This window comes from Bacillus sp. KICET-3 (genome assembly GCF_033261025.1).
Lineage (GTDB): Bacteria > Bacillota > Bacilli > Bacillales > Bacillaceae > Bacillus > Bacillus sonorensis.
This window is the reverse complement of sequence record NZ_CP137345.1, coordinates 3,288,694-3,308,450: the sequence shown is the minus strand read 5'-3', so window position 1 is coordinate 3,308,450 and position 19,757 is coordinate 3,288,694. Positions and strand designations below refer to the sequence as shown.

20 protein-coding genes, 1 tRNA gene, 1 pseudogene and 1 other annotated feature are annotated in these 19,757 nt (G+C 46.8%); of the genes and pseudogenes, 17 read left to right on the top strand and 5 right to left on the bottom strand.

Going from position 1 to position 19,757, the window contains the following annotated elements; translation table 11 throughout:
* The first annotated feature begins 97 nt into the window (after nucleotides 1–97).
* The 8 genes and pseudogenes from R5H20_RS16885 (at nucleotide 98) to R5H20_RS16850 (ending at nucleotide 5,928) form a co-directional block, all read left to right on the top strand.
* The gene (locus R5H20_RS16885) at nucleotides 98–1,513 is read left to right on the top strand and encodes a right-handed parallel beta-helix repeat-containing protein (RefSeq protein WP_006637899.1); all 1,416 of its coding nucleotides are present in this window, start codon (nucleotides 98–100) and stop codon (nucleotides 1,511–1,513) included.
* A gap of 176 nt (nucleotides 1,514–1,689) precedes the next feature.
* On the top strand, nucleotides 1,690–2,799 hold the full coding sequence (locus R5H20_RS16880; protein WP_006637898.1) for a GerMN domain-containing protein: 1,110 nt from the start codon (nucleotides 1,690–1,692) through the stop codon (nucleotides 2,797–2,799).
* A 132-nt stretch (nucleotides 2,800–2,931) separates the two neighbouring features.
* Nucleotides 2,932–3,672 (top strand): ribonuclease PH, encoded by a 741-nt coding sequence (gene rph / locus R5H20_RS16875; RefSeq protein WP_006637897.1) that lies wholly within the window; start codon nucleotides 2,932–2,934, stop codon nucleotides 3,670–3,672.
* Between the two features lie 16 nt (nucleotides 3,673–3,688).
* On the top strand, nucleotides 3,689–4,282 hold the full coding sequence (locus tag R5H20_RS16870; protein WP_167373790.1) for an XTP/dITP diphosphatase: 594 nt from the start codon (nucleotides 3,689–3,691) through the stop codon (nucleotides 4,280–4,282).
* 20 nt (nucleotides 4,283–4,302) lie between these two features.
* Entirely contained in the window at nucleotides 4,303–4,815 is a 513-nt protein-coding gene (locus tag R5H20_RS16865; RefSeq protein WP_006637895.1) for a YfcE family phosphodiesterase, read from the top strand.
* 129 nt (nucleotides 4,816–4,944) lie between these two features.
* Nucleotides 4,945–5,018 (top strand) — tRNA-Arg (locus tag R5H20_RS16860).
* Nucleotides 5,019–5,237: 219 nt separating this feature from the next.
* Nucleotides 5,238–5,488: pseudogene (locus R5H20_RS16855) on the top strand (holin).
* Between the two features lie 119 nt (nucleotides 5,489–5,607).
* The gene (locus R5H20_RS16850; protein WP_006637893.1) at nucleotides 5,608–5,928 is read left to right on the top strand and encodes a hypothetical protein; all 321 of its coding nucleotides are present in this window, start codon (nucleotides 5,608–5,610) and stop codon (nucleotides 5,926–5,928) included.
* A 13-nt stretch (nucleotides 5,929–5,941) separates the two neighbouring features.
* On the opposite strand, the gene R5H20_RS16845 is transcribed toward R5H20_RS16850, so the two are convergent.
* Nucleotides 5,942–6,937, bottom strand: coding sequence for a hypothetical protein (locus R5H20_RS16845; protein WP_006637892.1), 996 nt, complete (start codon nucleotides 6,935–6,937; stop codon nucleotides 5,942–5,944).
* A 2-nt stretch (nucleotides 6,938–6,939) separates the two neighbouring features.
* Nucleotides 6,940–7,173 carry a helix-turn-helix domain-containing protein gene (locus tag R5H20_RS16840; RefSeq protein WP_040348215.1) on the bottom strand — a complete coding sequence of 78 codons (234 nt, stop codon included), beginning with the start codon at nucleotides 7,171–7,173 and terminating at the stop codon, nucleotides 6,940–6,942.
* A 130-nt stretch (nucleotides 7,174–7,303) separates the two neighbouring features.
* Here R5H20_RS16840 and R5H20_RS16835 point away from each other — a divergent pair, with 130 nt between their 5' ends.
* Complete coding sequence (locus R5H20_RS16835) at nucleotides 7,304–7,687, top strand: helix-turn-helix domain-containing protein (protein ID WP_006637890.1); 384 nt, start codon at nucleotides 7,304–7,306, stop codon at nucleotides 7,685–7,687.
* Nucleotides 7,688–7,755: 68 nt separating this feature from the next.
* Here R5H20_RS16835 and R5H20_RS16830 read toward each other — a convergent pair whose 3' ends face one another.
* On the bottom strand, nucleotides 7,756–8,019 hold the full coding sequence (locus R5H20_RS16830) for a hypothetical protein (RefSeq protein WP_006637889.1): 264 nt from the start codon (nucleotides 8,017–8,019) through the stop codon (nucleotides 7,756–7,758).
* A 174-nt stretch (nucleotides 8,020–8,193) separates the two neighbouring features.
* Nucleotides 8,194–8,385 carry a hypothetical protein gene (locus R5H20_RS16825; RefSeq protein ID WP_006637888.1) on the bottom strand — a complete coding sequence of 64 codons (192 nt, stop codon included), beginning with the start codon at nucleotides 8,383–8,385 and terminating at the stop codon, nucleotides 8,194–8,196.
* Between the two features lie 477 nt (nucleotides 8,386–8,862).
* Here R5H20_RS16825 and gdhA point away from each other — a divergent pair, with 477 nt between their 5' ends.
* Nucleotides 8,863–10,245 carry an NADP-specific glutamate dehydrogenase gene (gdhA, locus tag R5H20_RS16820; RefSeq protein ID WP_176463741.1) on the top strand — a complete coding sequence of 461 codons (1,383 nt, stop codon included), beginning with the start codon at nucleotides 8,863–8,865 and terminating at the stop codon, nucleotides 10,243–10,245.
* Nucleotides 10,246–10,254: 9 nt separating this feature from the next.
* Here gdhA and R5H20_RS16815 read toward each other — a convergent pair whose 3' ends face one another.
* Nucleotides 10,255–10,539 (bottom strand): hypothetical protein, encoded by a 285-nt coding sequence (locus R5H20_RS16815; protein WP_006637886.1) that lies wholly within the window; start codon nucleotides 10,537–10,539, stop codon nucleotides 10,255–10,257.
* A gap of 455 nt (nucleotides 10,540–10,994) precedes the next feature.
* On the opposite strand from R5H20_RS16815, the gene ilvE reads away from it, so the two are divergent.
* The 7 genes from ilvE (at nucleotide 10,995) to leuC (ending at nucleotide 19,753) form a co-directional block, all read left to right on the top strand.
* Nucleotides 10,995–11,909 carry a branched-chain-amino-acid transaminase gene (ilvE, locus tag R5H20_RS16810; RefSeq protein ID WP_006637885.1) on the top strand — a complete coding sequence of 305 codons (915 nt, stop codon included), beginning with the start codon at nucleotides 10,995–10,997 and terminating at the stop codon, nucleotides 11,907–11,909.
* Between the two features lie 4 nt (nucleotides 11,910–11,913).
* Nucleotides 11,914–12,170, top strand: a binding site (T-box leader).
* A 151-nt stretch (nucleotides 12,171–12,321) separates the two neighbouring features.
* Nucleotides 12,322–14,046 (top strand): acetolactate synthase large subunit, encoded by a 1,725-nt coding sequence (gene ilvB, locus R5H20_RS16805; protein WP_006637884.1) that lies wholly within the window; start codon nucleotides 12,322–12,324, stop codon nucleotides 14,044–14,046.
* Nucleotides 14,043–14,561: an acetolactate synthase small subunit gene (gene ilvN, locus R5H20_RS16800; RefSeq protein WP_006637883.1), complete on the top strand. Its 519-nt coding sequence runs from the start codon at nucleotides 14,043–14,045 to the stop codon at nucleotides 14,559–14,561. The genes ilvB and ilvN overlap by 4 nt, the downstream gene beginning before the upstream one ends.
* A gap of 27 nt (nucleotides 14,562–14,588) precedes the next feature.
* Nucleotides 14,589–15,617 (top strand): ketol-acid reductoisomerase, encoded by a 1,029-nt coding sequence (ilvC, locus tag R5H20_RS16795; protein WP_006637882.1) that lies wholly within the window; start codon nucleotides 14,589–14,591, stop codon nucleotides 15,615–15,617.
* Nucleotides 15,604–17,160 (top strand): 2-isopropylmalate synthase, encoded by a 1,557-nt coding sequence (locus R5H20_RS16790; RefSeq protein ID WP_006637881.1) that lies wholly within the window; start codon nucleotides 15,604–15,606, stop codon nucleotides 17,158–17,160. Before ilvC ends, R5H20_RS16790 begins: the two co-directional genes overlap by 14 nt.
* Nucleotides 17,161–17,188: 28 nt before the next feature.
* Entirely contained in the window at nucleotides 17,189–18,301 is a 1,113-nt protein-coding gene (leuB, locus tag R5H20_RS16785; RefSeq protein ID WP_006637880.1) for a 3-isopropylmalate dehydrogenase, read from the top strand.
* Between the two features lie 33 nt (nucleotides 18,302–18,334).
* Nucleotides 18,335–19,753, top strand: coding sequence for a 3-isopropylmalate dehydratase large subunit (gene leuC / locus R5H20_RS16780; RefSeq protein WP_006637879.1), 1,419 nt, complete (start codon nucleotides 18,335–18,337; stop codon nucleotides 19,751–19,753).
* Nucleotides 19,754–19,757 lie beyond the last annotated feature (4 nt).

The window sequence follows — 19,757 nt, the reverse complement described above, 5'->3', positions numbered from 1 at the left end:
TACTGTTCTGGTTTACTATCTTTTGGGGTGTTTTTCCAACAATGGATAGATTATAATTGTGATAGCAATCTATTTTAAATAGAAAAGAGAGCTGAATATGAGAATATTGTATTTTATTGTTTCAATCGCTATTTTGGCTTCTGGTGTTATCGCTTTTGCTTATAATCAGACAGGAGCAAAAGAAGCAGAACAAGCAGAACAAGCAAACTGCTTATACGTTTCTCCAGATGGAAATGATCAAAATGACGGAACGAAAGAAAAGCCGTTTCGCACACTGGCACATGCCGCAAATCAGGCTGTTGCCGGCACAACCGTGCTGATTCGGGAAGGTACGTATAAAGAGACACTCGATGTGAAGCACAGCGGTACGGACAAAAAGCCGATCGTATTTCGAAACTATGAGAATGAAAAAGTCGTGATCAGCGGAGAATCAGTTGCGGACGCAGAATATGAAACACCGCTCATTCATATTCACAATAAACATGACATAACAATCAGCGGTTTAACAATTCAGGATCTGTCTGTTTCATCTGAAGAAGCAACCGCCATGGGAATTTATGTATCAGGCTCCAGCAGTCATATAACCATTAAGAACAATCACGTCCGGGATATAAAAACAACAGCGGATGACGGCAATGCCCACGGAATTGCCGTCTATGGAACGGGCAGCATGAAAGACATTAAGATCGAGGACAATACGGTTGAAAAACTGACACTCGGAGCGAGTGAAGCGGTTGTGCTAAACGGAAATATTGACGGTTTCACGATCAGCGGCAATGTGGTCCGTGACAATAACAACATCGGTATTGACCTTATCGGTTATGAAGGAACTGCGGATCAAAGCGATTTTGTGCGCAACGGTGCAGTAGAAAACAATACGGTTTATCATAACTCGACTTACGGAAATCCTGCATATGGAGATGATTACTCAGCAGGCGGAATATATGTCGATGGAGGACAAAATATTGACATTAAGAAAAACACAGTCTACGGCAACGATATCGGCATTGAAGCAACGTCTGAACATAAAGGGAAATATGCCGATGATATTCAGATAACCGGCAACACAGTGTATGAGAACGCTTATACCGGTATTTCAATCGGCGGATACGATAAAAAGCGGGGAGGCACCAGCCATTCTGTCATTGCTCACAACATTATGTTCCGCAATGATACAAAGGGACTGGATGGCGGACAGCTGCTGCTCCAGTATGATACAAAACATAACAACATCGAAAAGAACATATTGACGGCAAGTGATTCGCGAATATTTATCGCCAACGAATTTACCGAAAATGAAGGGAATATAGTGAATCATAACGTGTACCATAAGGAAGCCGGCAAAGATGGCTTATGGATTTGGAAAAAGGATGAATACGACGTGTTTTCATCATATCAAAAGGCAGCAAAACAAGATCAAGAGTCCATTTACGCCGATCCGATGTATCGTGACGAGAAGTCTTATGACTTTACATTAGATCCAAATTCACCAGCTCGATCTGTCATTGAGTGAAGCATTTTTGAAAAAAACAGCGTTTTATCCGTTAAAAGGGTAAAATGCTGTTTTTTTATCTTTCGCCAAACTTGCCGCAAGGAGTCTTTCCTCCTGAAATGAATTTTTAAAAAGCGGTCTAATTCAAAAACGGGCTCGTATACATAGTAGTACAAACAGTCTTAGGAGGGAAAAGTATGCCGAAAATAGGAATAAAAGGACTTGCGGTGTCTGTGACAGCCTCCGTGCTGCTTCTGTCCGGATGCGGTCTATTTCAGTCGGATCAAGCCTCAGAGGAAATCGATCCGCCGCAGGATATCAAATATGTGAAAGAGGAGAAGGAACAGGACCAGACAGATAAGACAGAAGAAAAAACGGACGACAAAGGCGGAAAAACCACCGGTGAACATAAAGCGGAGCAAAATGGGGATACGGTCATGAGAGAGCTTTATCTGATTGATAAAAACGGGTATGTAACCGCTCAGACGCTTCCGCTGCCAAAACAGGAAGGGACGGCCAAGCAAGCCCTTGAATATCTTGTTGAAGGAGGGCCTGTCTCAAACATCCTTCCAAATGGATTCAGAGCCGTGCTCCCGGCAGACACGACGGTAAATGTCGACATCAAAGAAGATGGCACGGCCATTGCCGATTTTTCAAATGAATTTAAAAATTATAAGGCTGAAGATGAACAAAAAATCGTCCAGGCCATCACATGGACTTTAACTCAATTTAACTCTATTGATAAAGTAAAAATCCGGATGAACGGTCACGATTTAAAAGAGATGCCTGTAAACGGCACACCGCTTTCAGAGAATCTGGGCCGCGAGGACGGCATTAATCTGGAAACATCCGGTGTGACGGATATAACGGCCACACAGCCTGTCACCGTCTATTATTTGGCCGAGGCTGATCAAGGCACCTATTATGTCCCTGTCACAAAGCGCTCATCAGACAAAAAATCGGATCAAGTGACGGCGGCGATTGAAGAACTGACGGAAGGGCCGAGCAAAAAAAGCGGACTGTTAACTGATTTTCAGGGAGACGTGAAGCTTGAAAGCAAACCGAAAATCGAGGACGGCCATGTCACGCTTGATTTCAATGAAGCCATCTACGGAAGCGCGGACGGGGAAAAGAAAGTGATTTCAGATGAAGTGTTAAACAGCATCGTCTTGACAGTAACCGAGCTGCCGGACATTAAAAGCGTATCGGTAACGGTAAACGGCAAAGCCGAACTAGTCAATGAAAAAGGCGAAAAGCTGTCAAAACCGGTTTCAAGACCGAGCCGGGTGAACACAGGTAGTTTTTAGACATAGGTTTTTGATATACTATAAAAAAAGAGGTGGGCGTTTAAAGCTGCCTCTTTCTTTATTCAGCTGTCCAAGCGCTTTTGTAAGCGGAATAATATGAAATGTTTATGTACATACAATCGGAGGTAAAACATGAGATACGATGGAAGACAAAATGATGAATTACGCCCTGTAGCAATGGAGCTTGACTTCATTACCCATCCGGAAGGGTCGGTTCTGATTACAGTCGGCTCGACAAAGGTGATTTGCAACGCGTCAATAGAAGACCGCGTCCCGCCTTTTTTGCGCGGGGAAGGGAAAGGCTGGATTACGGCAGAGTACAGCATGCTGCCCCGGGCGACGAATCAGAGGACGATCAGGGAATCGTCAAAAGGAAAAATTTCCGGACGTACGATGGAAATCCAGAGGCTGATCGGACGAGCCCTGCGGGCGGTTGTTGATTTGGAGAAGCTGGGTGAACGGACGGTCTGGATCGATTGCGACGTGATTCAGGCGGACGGCGGAACGAGAACCGCATCAATCACCGGGGCATTCACCGCGATGGCGCTTGCCGTCGGGCGTCTTGTCGAGAATGGCACGCTGAAAACGATGCCGATCACTGACTTTTTGGCGGCCACTTCAGTTGGAATTGACAAGGAGCAAGGACTCATCCTCGATTTAAACTATCAGGAAGACTCAAATGCAGAAGTAGATATGAATGTCGTCATGACTGGGAAAGGCCGCTTTGTCGAGCTTCAGGGAACCGGAGAGGAAGCGACGTTTTCCAAAAACGAACTGAACGGGCTGTTGGAGCTCGCCGAAAAAGGAATTTCTGAACTGATTGAAAAACAAAAAGAAGTGCTCGGCGATGCTGCTGCGGCCATTCATCAATAAAAATGTATAGAAAGGCTTGATCGGAATGAAAGAAGTCATCATTGCCACAAAAAACGAAGGAAAAGTCAAGGAATTCAAAGAAATGCTCGCCCCAAGAGGCTATGATGTCAAATCTTTGCTGGACATCGGCTATACGGCTGACATTGAAGAAACCGGACAGACCTTTGAAGAGAACGCGATCATTAAAGCGGAAACCATAGCAAAAGAGACCGGAAAAATGGTGATTGCCGATGATTCCGGGCTTTCCGTCGACTACCTCGGCGGCCGTCCCGGGGTATACTCCGCCCGCTATGCCGGAGAAGAAAAAAACGACCTCGCCAACTTGCAAAAGCTCTTACAAGAGCTTGAAGGCGTCGAAAAAGAAGACCGTACGGCAAGGTTCAGATGTGCGCTGGCTTTAAGCATTCCGGGGCAGGAAACGAAAACAGTCGAAGGCGCTGTAGAAGGATTTATCACGGAAGAACCGGCGGGCACGAACGGATTTGGCTATGATCCGGTTTTTCTCGTCAAAGACAAGGATAAAACAATGGCTCAGCTCTCAAGCAGCGAAAAAAATAAGATCAGCCACAGGGCGGATGCGCTGAAAAAACTGTCCGCATTATTGGATTGACACCGAGAGGAGGAGCCTGAATGAAGGTGCTGATTGTCAGCGACAGCCACGGTCTTGAAGATGAACTGCAAGCCATCGCAAAACGGCATGAGAAGGATACCGATCTCCACATCCACTGCGGAGATTCCGAGCTTGATCCTGCTCATCCGGCGCTCGCTTCCTACTTGACGGTAAAAGGAAACTGCGACTTCTACGGACAATTCAAAGATGAAATCGTCGTCCCGGTCGGCTCAAGAAAACTGTTTTTGACGCACGGACATTTACACGGCATTAAGCAGTCGCTGTTAAATGTGTATTACAGGGCGGAAGAACTCGGAGCCGATATCATCTGCTTCGGCCACTCCCACATCGCGGGAAGCGAGCTGATGGACGGAAAGCTGCTGATTAATCCCGGCAGCATCCGTCTTCCCCGGGTGCGGAGAGAAAAAACTTATGCTATACTAAACATTGACAATGACAACGCAGAAGTCCGTTTCTACGATACGTCAGGACAGGAAGTAGAAAGCTTAACAAATCATTACAAATTGCCATGATATTCATGAGGAAGAATTTTTTCTTCCTCGTGATGAAAAAAATTCTAAAAAAATGTTGACTTATAGGCGTAATACGCATATAATAAATCTTGTCGCTGATAGTTAAAGCGAACGAAACAACAACATCATGTCCCAGTAGCTCAGCTGGATAGAGCAACGGCCTTCTAAGCCGTCGGTCGGGAGTTCGAATCTCTCCTGGGACGTACCCATCATCACCCGTTATGAATTGCGGATTGTCTACGTTGAATCAACGACGACATATTCACTGGCATAGCGGGTTTTTCGTTGTACGTAGGTCTTACGCTAGACTGTACCTTGAATAAATGACGCCCGACCGAACGATATAAGGAGGCGTAATTTTATAATGGTGCGAAAATTTATTACGGAAAGGCGACCGACGGCTACTCGATCTGTCCCACGGACTGACGCAGCCCCACGGCCGCCTAAACGAACATATTCTTACGTCGCTTGTTCAACTCGTTAAAAAACGCTCAAGATGCCGACCAATATCATGCCGGCGGTCAGCTTCGTTTTAGGAATCGCATTCGGAGCGGTAGCCTATCCGTTTACAGACCTCGATCCAGTATTGCGGTTGTGGGCCGGCGGCTTTGCGGGTCTTGCTGCGACCGGTCTTTTCGAGATCGGCGCGAAACTCGAAGGAACGACTAAGTAAGCTGAACTTTTGGCGGGCGCCTACGTATAAGATCGAGGGTGCTCGGATACATAGATTAGATCGGTAAGGACTTCCGATAGAGTATAATTTTACTAACGATAAAGATTGGGGGATTTATTTTGGAGTTTAAAACCGTCACTGTAGCAAAAAAGCGTTTTGGACTTATGAGAATAACCAGTTTATTTATCGGTATTTTTCTTATGTTAATTTCGGCAATTTTAGTAATTACGATTATCGGGATACTGCCTGGATTCGGCCTTGCGCTATTTAGCCTCCCTTTTTTCGCGGTGGCATTAGGTGGCGCCAAGTATACCTGCCCTAATTGTGGTTTTGATAGAAATTTCGTTACGACTGTAAAAGTAAACGATAGTTGCAAACGTTGTAGACAAAATATCGCGGTTGATTGGGTGAAACCAAACAAAAAGAATAAGGCGAGTTAGTAAAACCCCGTCCTTAACCGGATGGGGCTTCTTTTACGTTTATTATTCTACTTTTGGCCGTAACTTTTCTATTGGCATTATTTTTTACAAAGACCTTTAATTGATACTGACCGGCCTCGTCAAAAGTGATAGTCGTTTTATTAGACGTGGTATACATGCGCTTTTCTATTGTTTTTCCGTCTTTGTATATGTACCACGCAAAGGTAGAGGCCGGATCTGAACTGTGCGCATGAAATTCATGTTGTTCGTTAACTTTGACCGTAGGGCTCGGTTCATGAAGAAGTTTTATATACGGAACTCCCGTTTCTTCCGAAATAGTTTGTTTTAAATACTCAGGGAAATATTTTGCAACGTCCGCATGATTGGCGTAGTCTCCTAAATCTAGGACATACTGTATTCCTTTTTTATTTAACTCTTCAATCAAAGGCTTTACATGGTGATTGTAGTGGTACTCACCTTTTCCGACATGTAGATAAATTTTGGATGAAGAATTCGAACTTCTTACGGCATCCTGTAATATTGCGTTCAAAAAGTCCTTATCTTGTGTGTCGCTGCCTCCGGAAATAAACCCCGAAACATCCGCTAAAGAACTTCCGTTAAAGAGATAATCTCCTAATAAATATTGTGGTGATCCCGCGATGATGCTATCAAATCCATATTTTATTCCGTAGTAGATGGCTGCGTAGCCGCCTTTACTTGAACCACACGAAATAACATGGTTGATATTATTATCACGGACAATTTGTTTTATTAACGAAATGACAGACCTTTCTATGTAAAAATCCCTGTTTTCGCAAAGATAATAACTTGCTCTACACCCGAAATCATCTAAAATGTACAGCTTATTGCAATCGTACCCTTCAAGCGCACGCAAATAGTTATAGGCGGGTGGTTTCCCTTCAGCCCCAAAAGCAGAAAAGACCACAACTAGACTCTGACTTGTGGCCGATTTTTGAAAGAGGTATTTAACTTCTGTCTCTCCTTTAAAAACGGCTTCCCCTTTAATCATCGCTATTCCCCCTCGCGAATCTCAATCACTTCGTTTATGTTCGTAATATTTAGTGTTTTCATTATCTTATATAGTGTCAATCGATTTATTGTCGTTCTAATATTGCTACACAACTCACTAAGAGCCGCCGGCCTAATACCCGCCTCTTTGGCTAACCTATTCCGCGACCATCCACGCTCTCTTAATATCTCGTCTATTCGGTCGGTTTTAACATAAATCAATTTACACACCTCCATATTACAACATTTTTATGTGGTTTTGTTTAGTATATCGCAATTTCGTAATATCGTAAAGAAAAATATGTTGACATTACGTAATATCATAATATAGAATGGCGTTACGATATTACGTAAAGGGGTAATGATTGTGCGTTATCTAGCGGAACACCAAACGTTCGACTCGACGGCCGAACTCAACGCGTCTGTCTACGAACACATCAAACGCAATACATACGAATTAAACGACACGGACCGGCTAGCGCTGAAAACGATCGCCCGTTATGCGGTTAAGGTCGCCGGGGCTGCGCATTTCAAAGCGGACACTCTTGCGCAGCTCATCGAAAAGTCCGTCAAGGCAGCGCGTCGTGTCGTCAACAAACCCGCTTCACTTTGGATCATTCAAAAGATCGCGACAACACGGAAAATAAACGGAGGTCACGGCGCCAATGTCATCGTCATTTTACCGATTGACCAGTCCGCGGCAGGAGGCCAAGAAGCCAACAGAAAAGCCCCAGTCCCTTTTTTAAAATAGGAGATTGAGGCTCTTTGCTCTGCAAGCTTATTGTGTCATCTTTCTATGATTGGGGGAAATGCTTCTGCTCATTCCCCGTCTTCGTCTTCCTCATCATGCACCGGATGCGCACCCGGATACTGTCTTGGCACATCTTCATGCAAATCTCTGTTTTCATATGTGAAATTGCTGTAGAATTGCTGGCCTTCCTGCCATGGCGTGTTTTTGTTCTCGACAGCCTCGTCTTTGCCTGCCGGAGATCCATACGCGCCTTCTGGAAATTCTTCCGCCGTTAAGAAGTTTCTTTGTGTTTGGACGTTTGACAATTCTTTGTCTTTTTTTTGTTGGTTCACATCAGCACCCCCACCATGTTTTAGTCATAGTGTGTCTGAAATGGCACGGTCTATCCGAAAATTTAGTAAAGATCAAAATATGCGTGGATTCCCGGCCTTGCGCACAACGTTCAGGCGTCTGTCAGGGGATGTGATGAAATTGCTGGGGAATGGACACGGGAGATGAATAAATTCTTATTCTTGCTTATCCGACCAATATGTACCTAATAGTCCTCGGATAATGAGAATGCCTGCTACGGCAATGCAGGTGCCTAAAAATCCAGGTAAAAGCCAATAGCCAATCAGTAAACAGCTGCCTGTTGCGACAAAATCTATAGTAAAAGCTATTTTTGGATGTTTTCTAAAATATTTTCTTATCTTTTTCAATACATGTTGAACCTCCTATAGCAGCATATCTTTTCAAAGATATCACGGAAATTCATGGTGCAGCAGGAAAAAACAGCTCTCAGAAACGGCATGATAATGCTGAGATGGAACCATTTTTTAGGGGATGTGTATTGTTTCTTATCTATGCTGAACGATTCATTTTTTTATGGCTTTAGATCGGGACTACAATAAAAGGGCGTCATTGGGCGGATAGGAAAGAAACCAGGAAACACCTTCATAGCTCAAGAAAAATCGCCTTTGTTTGCGAAACGGCGATAGTCCGTTCCACCTTATTTAACAGTCGTCTGCGGACTGCCAAATTGCCCGCATATTCTCACTTTTAGACATACATCTCATATCAGCAATGGTTTGATCTGTTTTCCAGATTGATGGAAAATCTCTCTGGGTGTAACATGTTCCTGATAGAAAATCTACCAAACATGACCGGTCATCCATCTTGAAAGGGGCTGAAGAAAGGTGAAAACACTTGAAAGAGTTAAACAAACCAATATGCAGGCGGCGAGAGATTATGTGACAATGACGTATGAAACGATACAGAAGCGAAATGTTCATGAAAGTGAATTTCTTCAAGCTGTAAAAGAAATTTTTGATTCACTTGTCCCTGTATTAGCTACATATCCGAAGTATATCGAGCACAATATTCTTGAGAGAATCGCTGAACCCGAGCGTATGATTGTGTTTAGAGTTCCGTGGGTCGATGATCAGGGGAAAGTCCGGGTCAACCGCGGGTTCCGCGTCCAGTTTAACAGTGCGATCGGCCCTTATAAAGGAGGCATCCGTTTCCATCCTTCCGTTAATGCAAGCATTATTAAATTTTTAGGCTTTGAACAAATTTTTAAAAACTCGCTGACAGGCCTTCCGATCGGAGGCGGAAAGGGGGGAGCCGACTTTGATCCGAAGGGCAAATCAGACAGGGAAATTATGAATTTTACGCAGAGCTTTATGAATGAACTGTGTAAATATATCGGACCCGACACTGATGTGCCGGCAGGCGATATCGGCGTCGGAGCCAGGGAAGTCGGGTTTATGTTCGGACAGTATAAAAAAATCCGCGGCGGTTATGAGGCAGGCGTTTTGACAGGGAAGGGCCTTGAATACGGGGGCAGTTTCATGCGTACGGAAGCCACCGGCTACGGGCTTGTTTATTTTGTAGAGGAAATGCTGAAGGATAAAGGGATGAGCTTCAAAGGAAGCACCGTCGTCGTATCGGGATCGGGAAATGTGGCGATCTATGCGATGGAAAAAGCCATTCAAACCGGGGCGAAAGTGGTGGCCTGCAGCGATTCCGACGGCTATGTATATGACAAAAACGGGATCAACCTTGAGACTGTGAAACGATTGAAAGAATCCGGAAACAAACGAATCGCTGAATATGTAAATGAACATCCTGAAGCGCATTACTTCACAGGATGTTCAGGGATCTGGTCTGTACCGTGCGACATTGCGCTTCCATGCGCGACCCAAAATGAAATTGATGAAAAAGCGGCTGAAGCTCTGATCGCGAATGGGGTCAAAGCCGTCGGAGAAGGGGCGAATATGCCGTCTGAACAGGAAGCGATCGAGCTGTTTTTGAAGTCGGGCATTTTGTTCGGCCCCGCTAAAGCGGCAAATGCCGGCGGTGTCGCCGTTTCCGCGTTGGAAATGGCGCAAAACAGCGCCCGATTGCGATGGACGGCCGAGGAAGCGGATAACAGACTGCGCGGAATCATGACAAGCATTTATCAAAACAGTGTGAAGGCCGCCGAGGGCTATGGGCGCCCGGGAGACTTATTGGCCGGGGCCAATATCGCCGGATTCATCAAGGTCGCCGATGCCATGATCGCTCAGGGGGTTGTTTAATGCCGAAACTCATAGGCCGCAAAATTGAGAGCAGTTCCCTTCATTTCTGAACCCGCCGACTGCTCCGGAAAATCCGTGACCGCCGGCAAATCCGTGAACTCCGGCCGCGGGGATTCCGGGGTGGCCGATAACGCCGGTGGGGCTGAGCGGTACGGCACCGTACGGATTGTAAATAATAGGGGTGCCATGGGTAAAAACGTACGTCATCTGATATCCGGGATATCCGAAATAACCCGGATATTGCCGGAGTTGGTTCTCAGATGCATATGGAACGGTTAAATATGTGTCATTCATAACATTCACCTATCTTTTGTTTTTTTACATTTTATGTGAATTTGTGCAGGGGGAGTCTGTACATGTTTGCTGGTAAGAAATCTGCCGGTGTAACAAGGAAGGCTCCCGTTTTTTTTGTCATCAAATGTGACAAAATTGTATAAAACGGTGCGGCGATTGTGTAATCTTGATAGATTAAAGAAAAAATTTTTTATTGTTTGTCAATTTCGAATTTCCTTTTATATCAATCATGTAAGCGTATACAAGTAGATTGATAAATCTAAATTGTCTAATAATTTTAAAAAATACGGTTGACACTGTCTGTAAAGCGGCGTAATATGGGTTCAAACAAAAGATCAAATCACTTGAGAACTTTTCAATTTTCCCGAAGAATAACGGCGGGAAAACGGGTTCCCGCATCATGAGTTTTTATTCGTTTAAAGCGTTCATTTACAACAGAAAGGTGTGCTAAAAGGATGGGGGACCAGAAAGACCAGTGGATCTTCCTAAACGACAAATTCGTTAAAAAAGAAGACGCTAAAATATCGGTCTATGATCACGGTTTTTTATACGGTGACGGAGTGTTTGAAGGCATCAGGGTGTATGACGGAAACATTTTCAGAATGAAAGAGCACATGGACCGGCTGTATGATTCAGCAAGATCCATCCTGCTTGAAATACCTTATGAGCAGGAAGAGCTGACGCATCACGTGTTGAAAACGGTGGAAAAAAACGGGCTGGAGGATGCTTATATCCGCCTTGTCGTTTCAAGGGGCGCCGGTGATCTCGGACTCGATCCCAACAATTGTTCGCAGCCGAGTGTCATCATAATTGTCGAACCATTGGCAATATTCCCGAAACATTTATATGAAACCGGAATTGATATCGTCACTGTGCCGACAAGACGAAATCGGCCGGATGTATTAAGCCCGAAAGTAAAATCCCTGAACTATTTAAATAACATTCTTGTCCGGATCGAGGCGCGGATGGCCGGGGTCAGCGAAGCGCTCATGCTCAATGATCAAGGCTATGTGGCCGAAGGTTCTGCGGATAATGTATTCATTTATAAAAACGGAAAGCTGTTGACGCCGCCGGGATACATCGGGGCGCTTGAAGGAATCACACGCAACGCGATTATTGAAATCGCCGAAGAGCTCGGCTATGAAGTGAAGGAAGAGCCGTTTACCCGTCATGATGTGTATACGGCAGAGGAAGTGTTTTTGACTGGAACCGCCGCAGAGGTCATTGCGGTTGTGAAAGTGGACGGCCGGCAGATCGGAAGCGGGAAACCGGGAGTCCACACAAACAGGATGCTGGAAAAGTTTCGCGAACGCGTTGTGCGCGAAGGGGAAAAAGTAAACTTTACAGATCAAAGTTTAAGTGTCAGCTAAATAAAGATAAGCGTAGAAGAGGATAAGTAGGAGCGGAAACGCCATCTGCAGAGAGCCGGGATTGCTGGGAACCGGTGATGGCCTCCGCTGTGAACTCCCCTCTGAGTGTCGGCCTGAACGATTCTTTTGATTTAGTAGGGGCGGCCGGGTGAACGAATCAAGTTCACTCGTTATAAAAACGGATAAGATTATCCATGAGGCGGCCGCAATGGCCGTAAACAAGGGTGGTACCGCGGAAAGAAAAGCCTTTTCGCCCCTTTGGCCTGCAAGGTAAGCAGCGCCAATTGTGGGCGGGAAGGCTTTTTTAGCTGTAAAGGCATATTGAATTCATGCTTTACGGCACATATAGATGATGAATGTTCAATCAATAGTGAATGTAAATGATGAGCATCACTTGATAGGAGGAAGAAAAATGAGGACGAATGTACAGTTGGATGCAGAAAATGCCCAATGTACACAAACGATGGCTGGGGCGTCAATGCTGATTGAGGCTTTAAAGCGGGAAAATGTTGAAGTGATCTACGGATATCCGGGCGGGGCAGTCCTGCCGATTTATGACAAGCTTTACGGGTCAGGAATGTTTCATGTCCTGACCAGGCATGAACAAGGCGCGATTCACGCGGCTGAAGGATATGCGAGAATTTCCGGAAAGCCCGGCGTCGTGATCGCCACCTCCGGTCCTGGTGCGACCAATCTTGTGACAGGTCTCGCCGATGCGATGATCGATTCATTGCCACTCGTTGTTTTCACAGGTCAGGTGGCCACGTCGGTGATCGGATCTGACGCTTTTCAGGAAGCGGATGTGATCGGGATTACGATGCCGATTACGAAGCACAGCTACCAGGTTCGGGATGCTGAAGACCTGCCGAGAATTATAAAAGAAGCGTTTCACATTGCGACTACCGGCAGACCGGGCCCAGTGTTGATCGATATCCCGAAAGATATCGCCAATATTGAAGGGGAATTCAGCTATGACCATGATATTCATCTCCCGGGCTATCAGCCGACGAAAGAACCGAATTATCTGCAAATCAGAAAGCTTGTGGAAGCGGTCAGCGGAGCGAAAAAGCCGGTCATTTTAGCGGGTGCAGGCGTTTTGCACGGAAAAGCGTCAGAAGAATTAAAAAATTATGTCGAACAGCAGCAAATTCCTGTGGCAAATACGCTGCTTGGGCTCGGAGGCTTTCCGGCAGACCACCCGCTTTTCTTGGGAATGGCCGGAATGCATGGCACATATGCCGCAAACATGGCGTTGTATGAATGCGACTTGCTGATCAGCATCGGCGCCAGATTCGACGACAGGGTCACAGGGAATTTGAAGTATTTCGCAAAGAACGCGACAGTCGCCCATATTGATATTGATCCGGCTGAAATCGGCAAGAACGTCCATACGCATATTCCGGTCGTCGGAGACAGCAAGCTTGTATTGGCGGAGCTGATCAAGCAAAACGGCAAACCGGGCGCTTCTGATGAGTGGAAACAGCGGCTTGCCGATTGGAAAAACGAATATCCTCTCTGGTATGAAGAAAATGAAGAGGAAGGCTTTAAGCCGCAAAAACTGATCGAATACATTCACAAATATACGAAAGGTGAAGCCATTTTGACCACGGACGTGGGGCAGCATCAAATGTGGGCGGCACAGTTTTATCCGTTCCAAAAGGCAGACAGATGGGTCACCTCAGGAGGCCTCGGCACAATGGGATTCGGACTTCCGGCAGCGATCGGGGCCCAGCTCGCGGAAAAAGATGCGACGGTCGTCGCCATCCTCGGTGATGGAGGATTTCAAATGACGCTGCAAGAGCTGGCTGTCATTCACGACCTCAATCTGCCGATCAAAGTCGTCGTGCTGAACAACCGCTGTCTCGGAATGGTCCGGCAATGGCAGGAAATCTTTTATGATGAGCGCTATTCGCATTCTAAATTTTCGTCGCAGCCGGATTTCATCAAGCTTTCTGAGGCCTACGGCATCAAAGGCGTCCGGATCACATCTGAAGCGGAAGCAAAAGAAAAGCTCGAAGCTGCTTTGACATCGAATGAACCGATGGTCATCGATGTTCAGGTCGCGCAAGCAGAAAAGGTATTTCCGATGGTTGCGCCAGGAAAAGGGCTTCATGAAATGGTGGGGGTGAAACCTTGAAAAGAATCATTACGCTCACGGTTTTAAATCAAACCGGCGTCTTAAACAGAATCACAGGGCTGTTTACAAAACGGCATTACAATATTGAAAGCATTACAGTAGGGCACACCGAAACAGAGGGCATCTCCAGAATCACGTTTGTCGTTCATGTGGAAAATGAAAAAGAAACAGAGCAGCTGACAAAACAGCTAAATAAACAGATTGATGTATTGAAAGTCACAGACATTACGAATCAATCAATCGTCCAAAGGGAACTGGCTTTAATCAGGGTCGTCTCCCCGCCTTCGAGCAGGGCGGAAATAAACGGCGTCATCGAGCCGTTCCGGGCAGCGGTGGTCGATGTCGCCAAAGACAGCGTCGTCGTTCAGGTGACAGGCGAATCAAACAAAATCGAAGCGCTCATTGAATTATTGAAACCATACGGGATTAAAGAGGTTGCCAGAACAGGCACCACGGCTTTTGCAAGAGGAACCCAGCAGAAGCCGGCCTCTATTAAAACAATATCTATTTTATAAATCAAACAGAAAAAGGGAGAGATTGAAATGGTAAAAGTTTATTACAACGGTGATATCAAAGAAAACGTACTGGCAGGAAAAAAAGTAGCAGTCATCGGATATGGTTCACAAGGCCATGCCCACGCGCTCAACTTGAAAGAAAGCGGAGTGGACGTTATTGTCGGCGTCAGAAAAGGGAAGTCCTTTACGAAAGCCGAAGAAGACGGCCATCAAGTATTTACGGTAAGAGAAGCTGCCGCGCAGGCCGACATCATCATGGTTTTGCTTCCTGATGAACAGCAGCAAAAAGTATATGAAGCCGAAATTAAAGATGAGCTTCAGGCCGGCAATTCACTTGTTTTCGCCCACGGCTTTAATGTTCATTTCCATCAAATCGTTCCTCCGGCAGATGTTGACGTATTCCTTGTCGCTCCTAAAGGGCCGGGGCATCTTGTCAGAAGAACGTTTGAACAAGGCGCAGGCGTTCCCGCACTGTTCGCGATTTATCAGGATGTAACGGGCGAAGCGAAAGACAAAGCGCTGGCGTATGCGAAAGCGATCGGCGGAGCGCGAGCCGGAGTTCTGGAAACGACATTTAAAGAAGAAACAGAAACAGATCTATTCGGAGAACAGGCGGTTCTGTGCGGAGGATTGACTTCCCTCGTCAAAGCCGGTTTTGAAACGCTGACAGAAGCGGGATATCAGCCGGAACTCGCATACTTCGAATGTTTGCACGAGCTGAAGCTGATCGTTGACTTGATGTATGAAGAAGGTCTGGCAGGCATGAGATACTCCATCTCAGACACGGCACAATGGGGAGATTTCGTATCAGGCCCTCGCGTTGTCGATGAGAATGTAAAAGCATCCATGAAAGCAGTATTGCAAGATATCCAAAACGGAACGTTCGCAAAAGAGTGGATCGTGGAAAACCAAGTAAACCGTCCGCGCTTCAACGCCATTAATGCAAGCGAAAATGAGCATGAAATTGAAGTGGTCGGCAGAAAGCTCCGTGAAATGATGCCGTTTGTCAAACAAGGTAAAAAGAAGGAAGCGGTGGTAGCCGGTGCGAAAAATTAACTTTTTTGATACGACACTCCGTGATGGCGAACAGTCACCAGGCGTCAATTTAAATACGCGGGAGAAACTGGCGATCGCCCATCAGCTGGAGAAGCTCGGGGTTAATATTATGGAAGCGGGTTTTCCCGCTTCATCCCCCGGGGATTTTCACGCTGTAAAGGAGATCGCGAAAACGATTAAAAACTGTTCGGTTACAGGGCTTGCCCGTTCTGTCAAAGGGGATATCGATTCGGCTTGGGAAGCATTGAAAGACGGGGCTGAACCGAGGCTGCACCTGTTTATCGCCACCTCTGATATCCACTTGAAATATAAGCTGAAAAAAACGCGGCAGCAAGTGCTGGAACAGGCGGTGGCAATGGTCAAATACGCGAAGCAGAAATTTCCGATTGTGCAATGGTCGGCAGAGGATGCGTGCCGGACAGATCTCCCGTTTTTAGCCGAGATCGTCAGCGAAGTGATCGCAGCCGGCGCGGATGTCATTAACCTTCCGGATACGGTGGGATACTTGGCCCCTGCCGAGTACGGCAACATTTTCCGCTATATAAAGGAAAATGCCCGCAATGTCGACAGGGTCAAGCTTTCAGCCCATTGCCACGATGATTTGGGAATGGCGGTCGCCAACTCCCTGGCGGCGATCGAAAACGGCGCTGACCAAGTGGAATCGGTGATTAACGGCATTGGTGAAAGAGCGGGGAATGCGTCTCTTGAAGAAATTGCCGTTGCCCTCCATATTCGCAAAGATTTTTATCAGGCGGAGTCAACGATTCAATTGAATGAGATTAAGCGGACAAGTGATTTGGTGAGCAAGCTGACCGGAATGGCTGTGCCGCGCAATAAAGCGGTCGTCGGCGATAATGCTTTCGCACATGAATCAGGCATTCATCAGGACGGTTTCCTGAAAGAAAAAACAACGTACGAAATCATTTCCCCAGAGCTTGTCGGCGTAAAGACAGACGCGCTGGTGCTTGGAAAGCACTCAGGACGCCATGCGTTTAAAGATAAGCTCGAAAACCTCGGATTCCAGTTCGGGGAAGAGGAGATCAATAAATTTTTCAGCATGTTTAAAGAGCTGACAGGAAAGAAAAAAGAATTTACAGATGAGGATCTGATTTCTCTCATTCTTGAAGAGAAAGCGACAGACCGGAAAATCGGCTATGAGTTGGAATCGCTTCAAGTTCATTACGGCACGTCACAAGTGCCGACAGCAACGGTTTCATTAAAGGATCAGCAAACAGACCGGGTCATTCAGGAAGCCGCTACTGGAGCGGGCAGCGTCGAAGCGGTCTACAATACGCTGAAGCGCTGTATGGATAAAGAAGTCCAGCTCCTCGACTATCGGATTCAATCCAACCGCAAAGGGCAGGACGCGTTTGCCCAGGTATATGTCAGAGTGACAATCAACGGGAAGGAATCAGGCGGCCGCGGAGTCGCCCAGGATGTGCTCGAAGCTTCGGCAAAGGCATATGTAAATGCGGTCAACCGCCTTCTTGTATTCGAATTGAATGCGGAAGGTTTGCCAAAGCAAGCCGCTGTAGGATCATGACAGTAAAAAAGGAAGGAGTTTGTTTAACGTGAAAAAACGAATCGCACTTTTGCCCGGTGACGGAATTGGCCCCGAGGTATTGGAAGCGGCTGTAGATGTGCTGAAAAGCGTTGCCGAACATTATCAGCATGAATTCGAGTTTGAATACGGTCTGATCGGCGGAGCGGCAATCGATAAGGCGGGTGCGCCGCTGCCTGAGGAAACAGTCGCCGTCTGCAAAGCTGCGGATGCCATCCTGCTCGGAGCGGTGGGCGGTCCGAAATGGGATCAAAATCCTTCTGAACTGAGACCTGAAAAAGGGCTGCTTGCCATTCGCAAACAGCTCGGCCTTTTCGCCAACTTGAGGCCTGTCAGAGTTTTTGAAAGTCTTGCTGATGCTTCTCCTTTAAAAAAGGAATATATAGAAGGCGTTGATTTTGTCATCGTCCGCGAGCTGACGGGCGGTTTATATTTTGGAGAGCCAAGCAGGCAGTATGTCAATGAAAACGGCGAACAGGAAGCCGTTGACACGCTGCTTTATAAAAAATCGGAAATCGAAAGAGTCATCAGGGAAGCCTTCCGAATGGCAAAGACGAGAAAAGGAAAGGTCACTTCTGTAGATAAAGCGAACGTCCTTGAATCAAGCAAACTGTGGAGAAAGACGGCGGAGGAAGTCGCTGCTGATTTTCCGGACGTCAAGCTTGAACATATGCTGGTGGACAATGCCGCAATGCAGCTCATCTACAATCCGGGCCAATTTGACATCGTCGTCACTGAAAACATGTTCGGCGATATTTTAAGCGATGAAGCGTCGATGCTGACGGGATCGCTCGGCATGCTTCCGTCGGCGAGCTTATCCAGCTCAGGACTTCATTTATATGAGCCGATCCACGGGTCTGCCCCTGACATTGCCGGACAAAACATCGCCAATCCGCTTGCGGCTATTTTGTCGGTGGCGATGATGCTCCGCACATCATTTGGCCTTGAAGCGGAAGCGCAAGCTGTGGAAAACGCCGTTAATCAAGTGCTGCGGTCAGGAAAGCGAACAAAGGATCTTGCCAAAGGAGCCGAGCATTGTACGACAAAGTCGATCACAGAAGAGGTAAAAGCCGCACTGGCAGATGACAATGCCATTTCAAACATCATGACCGCCTACGTTTAAGGAAAATGGATATTGGTAGAGGGAGGAAAACAGATGATGCCTCGAACGATCATCGAAAAAATTTGGGATCAGCATGTCATAAAAAAAGGAGAGGGGAAGCCTGACCTTTTGTATATCGATTTGCATCTCATACATGAGGTCACTTCGCCCCAAGCTTTTGAGGGGCTGAGACAAAAGAAAAGAAAAGTGAGAAGGCCTGAGAATACGTTTGCGACGATGGATCACAACATCCCGACCGTGAACCGGTTTGAGATTAAAGATGAAGTCGCCAAACGGCAGGTCAGTGCGCTAGAACGAAACTGCGAGGAATTCGGCATCCGCCTTGCCGACCTGTCGAGCCCTGATCAGGGAATCGTCCATGTCATCGGGCCTGAACTCGGCTTAACGCTTCCGGGAAAAACGATCGTCTGCGGCGACAGCCATACATCGACACACGGAGCATTCGGCGCGCTTGCTTTCGGGATCGGAACGAGCGAGGTGGAACATGTGCTGTCAACGCAGACGCTTTGGCAGCAAAAGCCGAAAACGCTTGAAATCCGCGTTGACGGCAAACTGCAAAAAGGAGTCACAGCAAAAGACGTCATCCTTGCCGTGATCGGAAAGTACGGCGTTAAATTCGGCGCCGGCTATGTCATTGAGTATACAGGCGAAGTGTTCCGGAACATGTCAATGGACGAACGCATGACCGTCTGCAACATGTCGATCGAAGCCGGGGCAAGGGCTGGACTCATCGCGCCTGATGAAACAACATTTGAATATGTAAAATCGAAAAAATATGCGCCAAAAGGCGAAGAATTTGAAAAGGCGGTCGAGGAATGGAAGAGTCTCCGGACCGATCCGGGCGCCGTCTACGACCGGACGATCGTCCTGGACGGCGATGACATTTCGCCGATGGTGACATGGGGCATCAATCCGGGAATGGTGCTGCCAGTTGATGAAGCGATCCCGGGACCGGAGGCATTCGAACAGGAAGACGATAAAAAAGAAGCGCTGCGGGCCTACGAATATATGGGTCTTGAACCTTATAAAAAAATTGAAGATATTACGATTGAACACGTCTTTATCGGCTCATGCACGAATTCGCGGATGACGGATCTCCGCCAGGCGGCCGAGATGATCAAGGGGCAGAAAGTCGCCGGCGGTGTGAGAGCGATCGTCGTTCCCGGCTCGCAAAGCGTTAAAATCCAGGCGGAAAAAGAAGGTCTTCATCACATATTTATCGAAGCCGGATTCGAATGGAGAGAATCGGGATGCAGCATGTGCCTCAGCATGAATAACGATGTTGTTCCAGAAGGAGAGCGGTGCGCTTCCACTTCAAACCGCAATTTTGAAGGCAGACAGGGCAAGGGCGCCAGAACGCATCTCGTCAGTCCTGCGATGGCGGCGATGGCGGCGATCCACGGTCGTTTTGTCGATGTCAGAAAACATTTTAAAGAAAAAACAGCCGTGTAAAGGA

Coding starts and splice junctions, on each gene's coding strand:
- R5H20_RS16885 (WP_006637899.1), top strand. CDS start 98: ATGAGAATATTGTATTTTATTGTTTCAATCGCTATTTTGGCTTCTGGT.
- R5H20_RS16880 (WP_006637898.1), top strand. CDS start 1,690: ATGCCGAAAATAGGAATAAAAGGACTTGCGGTGTCTGTGACAGCCTCC.
- rph (WP_006637897.1), top strand. CDS start 2,932: ATGAGATACGATGGAAGACAAAATGATGAATTACGCCCTGTAGCAATG.
- R5H20_RS16865 (WP_006637895.1), top strand. CDS start 4,303: ATGAAGGTGCTGATTGTCAGCGACAGCCACGGTCTTGAAGATGAACTG.
- R5H20_RS16845 (WP_006637892.1), bottom strand. CDS start 6,937: ATGATTAAAGGGGAAGCCGTTTTTAAAGGAGAGACAGAAGTTAAATAC.
- R5H20_RS16840 (WP_040348215.1), bottom strand. CDS start 7,173: ATGGAGGTGTGTAAATTGATTTATGTTAAAACCGACCGAATAGACGAG.
- R5H20_RS16815 (WP_006637886.1), bottom strand. CDS start 10,539: ATGAATGACACATATTTAACCGTTCCATATGCATCTGAGAACCAACTC.
- ilvE (WP_006637885.1), top strand. CDS start 10,995: ATGGGGGACCAGAAAGACCAGTGGATCTTCCTAAACGACAAATTCGTT.
- ilvB (WP_006637884.1), top strand. CDS start 12,322: ATGAGGACGAATGTACAGTTGGATGCAGAAAATGCCCAATGTACACAA.
- ilvC (WP_006637882.1), top strand. CDS start 14,589: ATGGTAAAAGTTTATTACAACGGTGATATCAAAGAAAACGTACTGGCA.
- leuC (WP_006637879.1), top strand. CDS start 18,335: ATGATGCCTCGAACGATCATCGAAAAAATTTGGGATCAGCATGTCATA.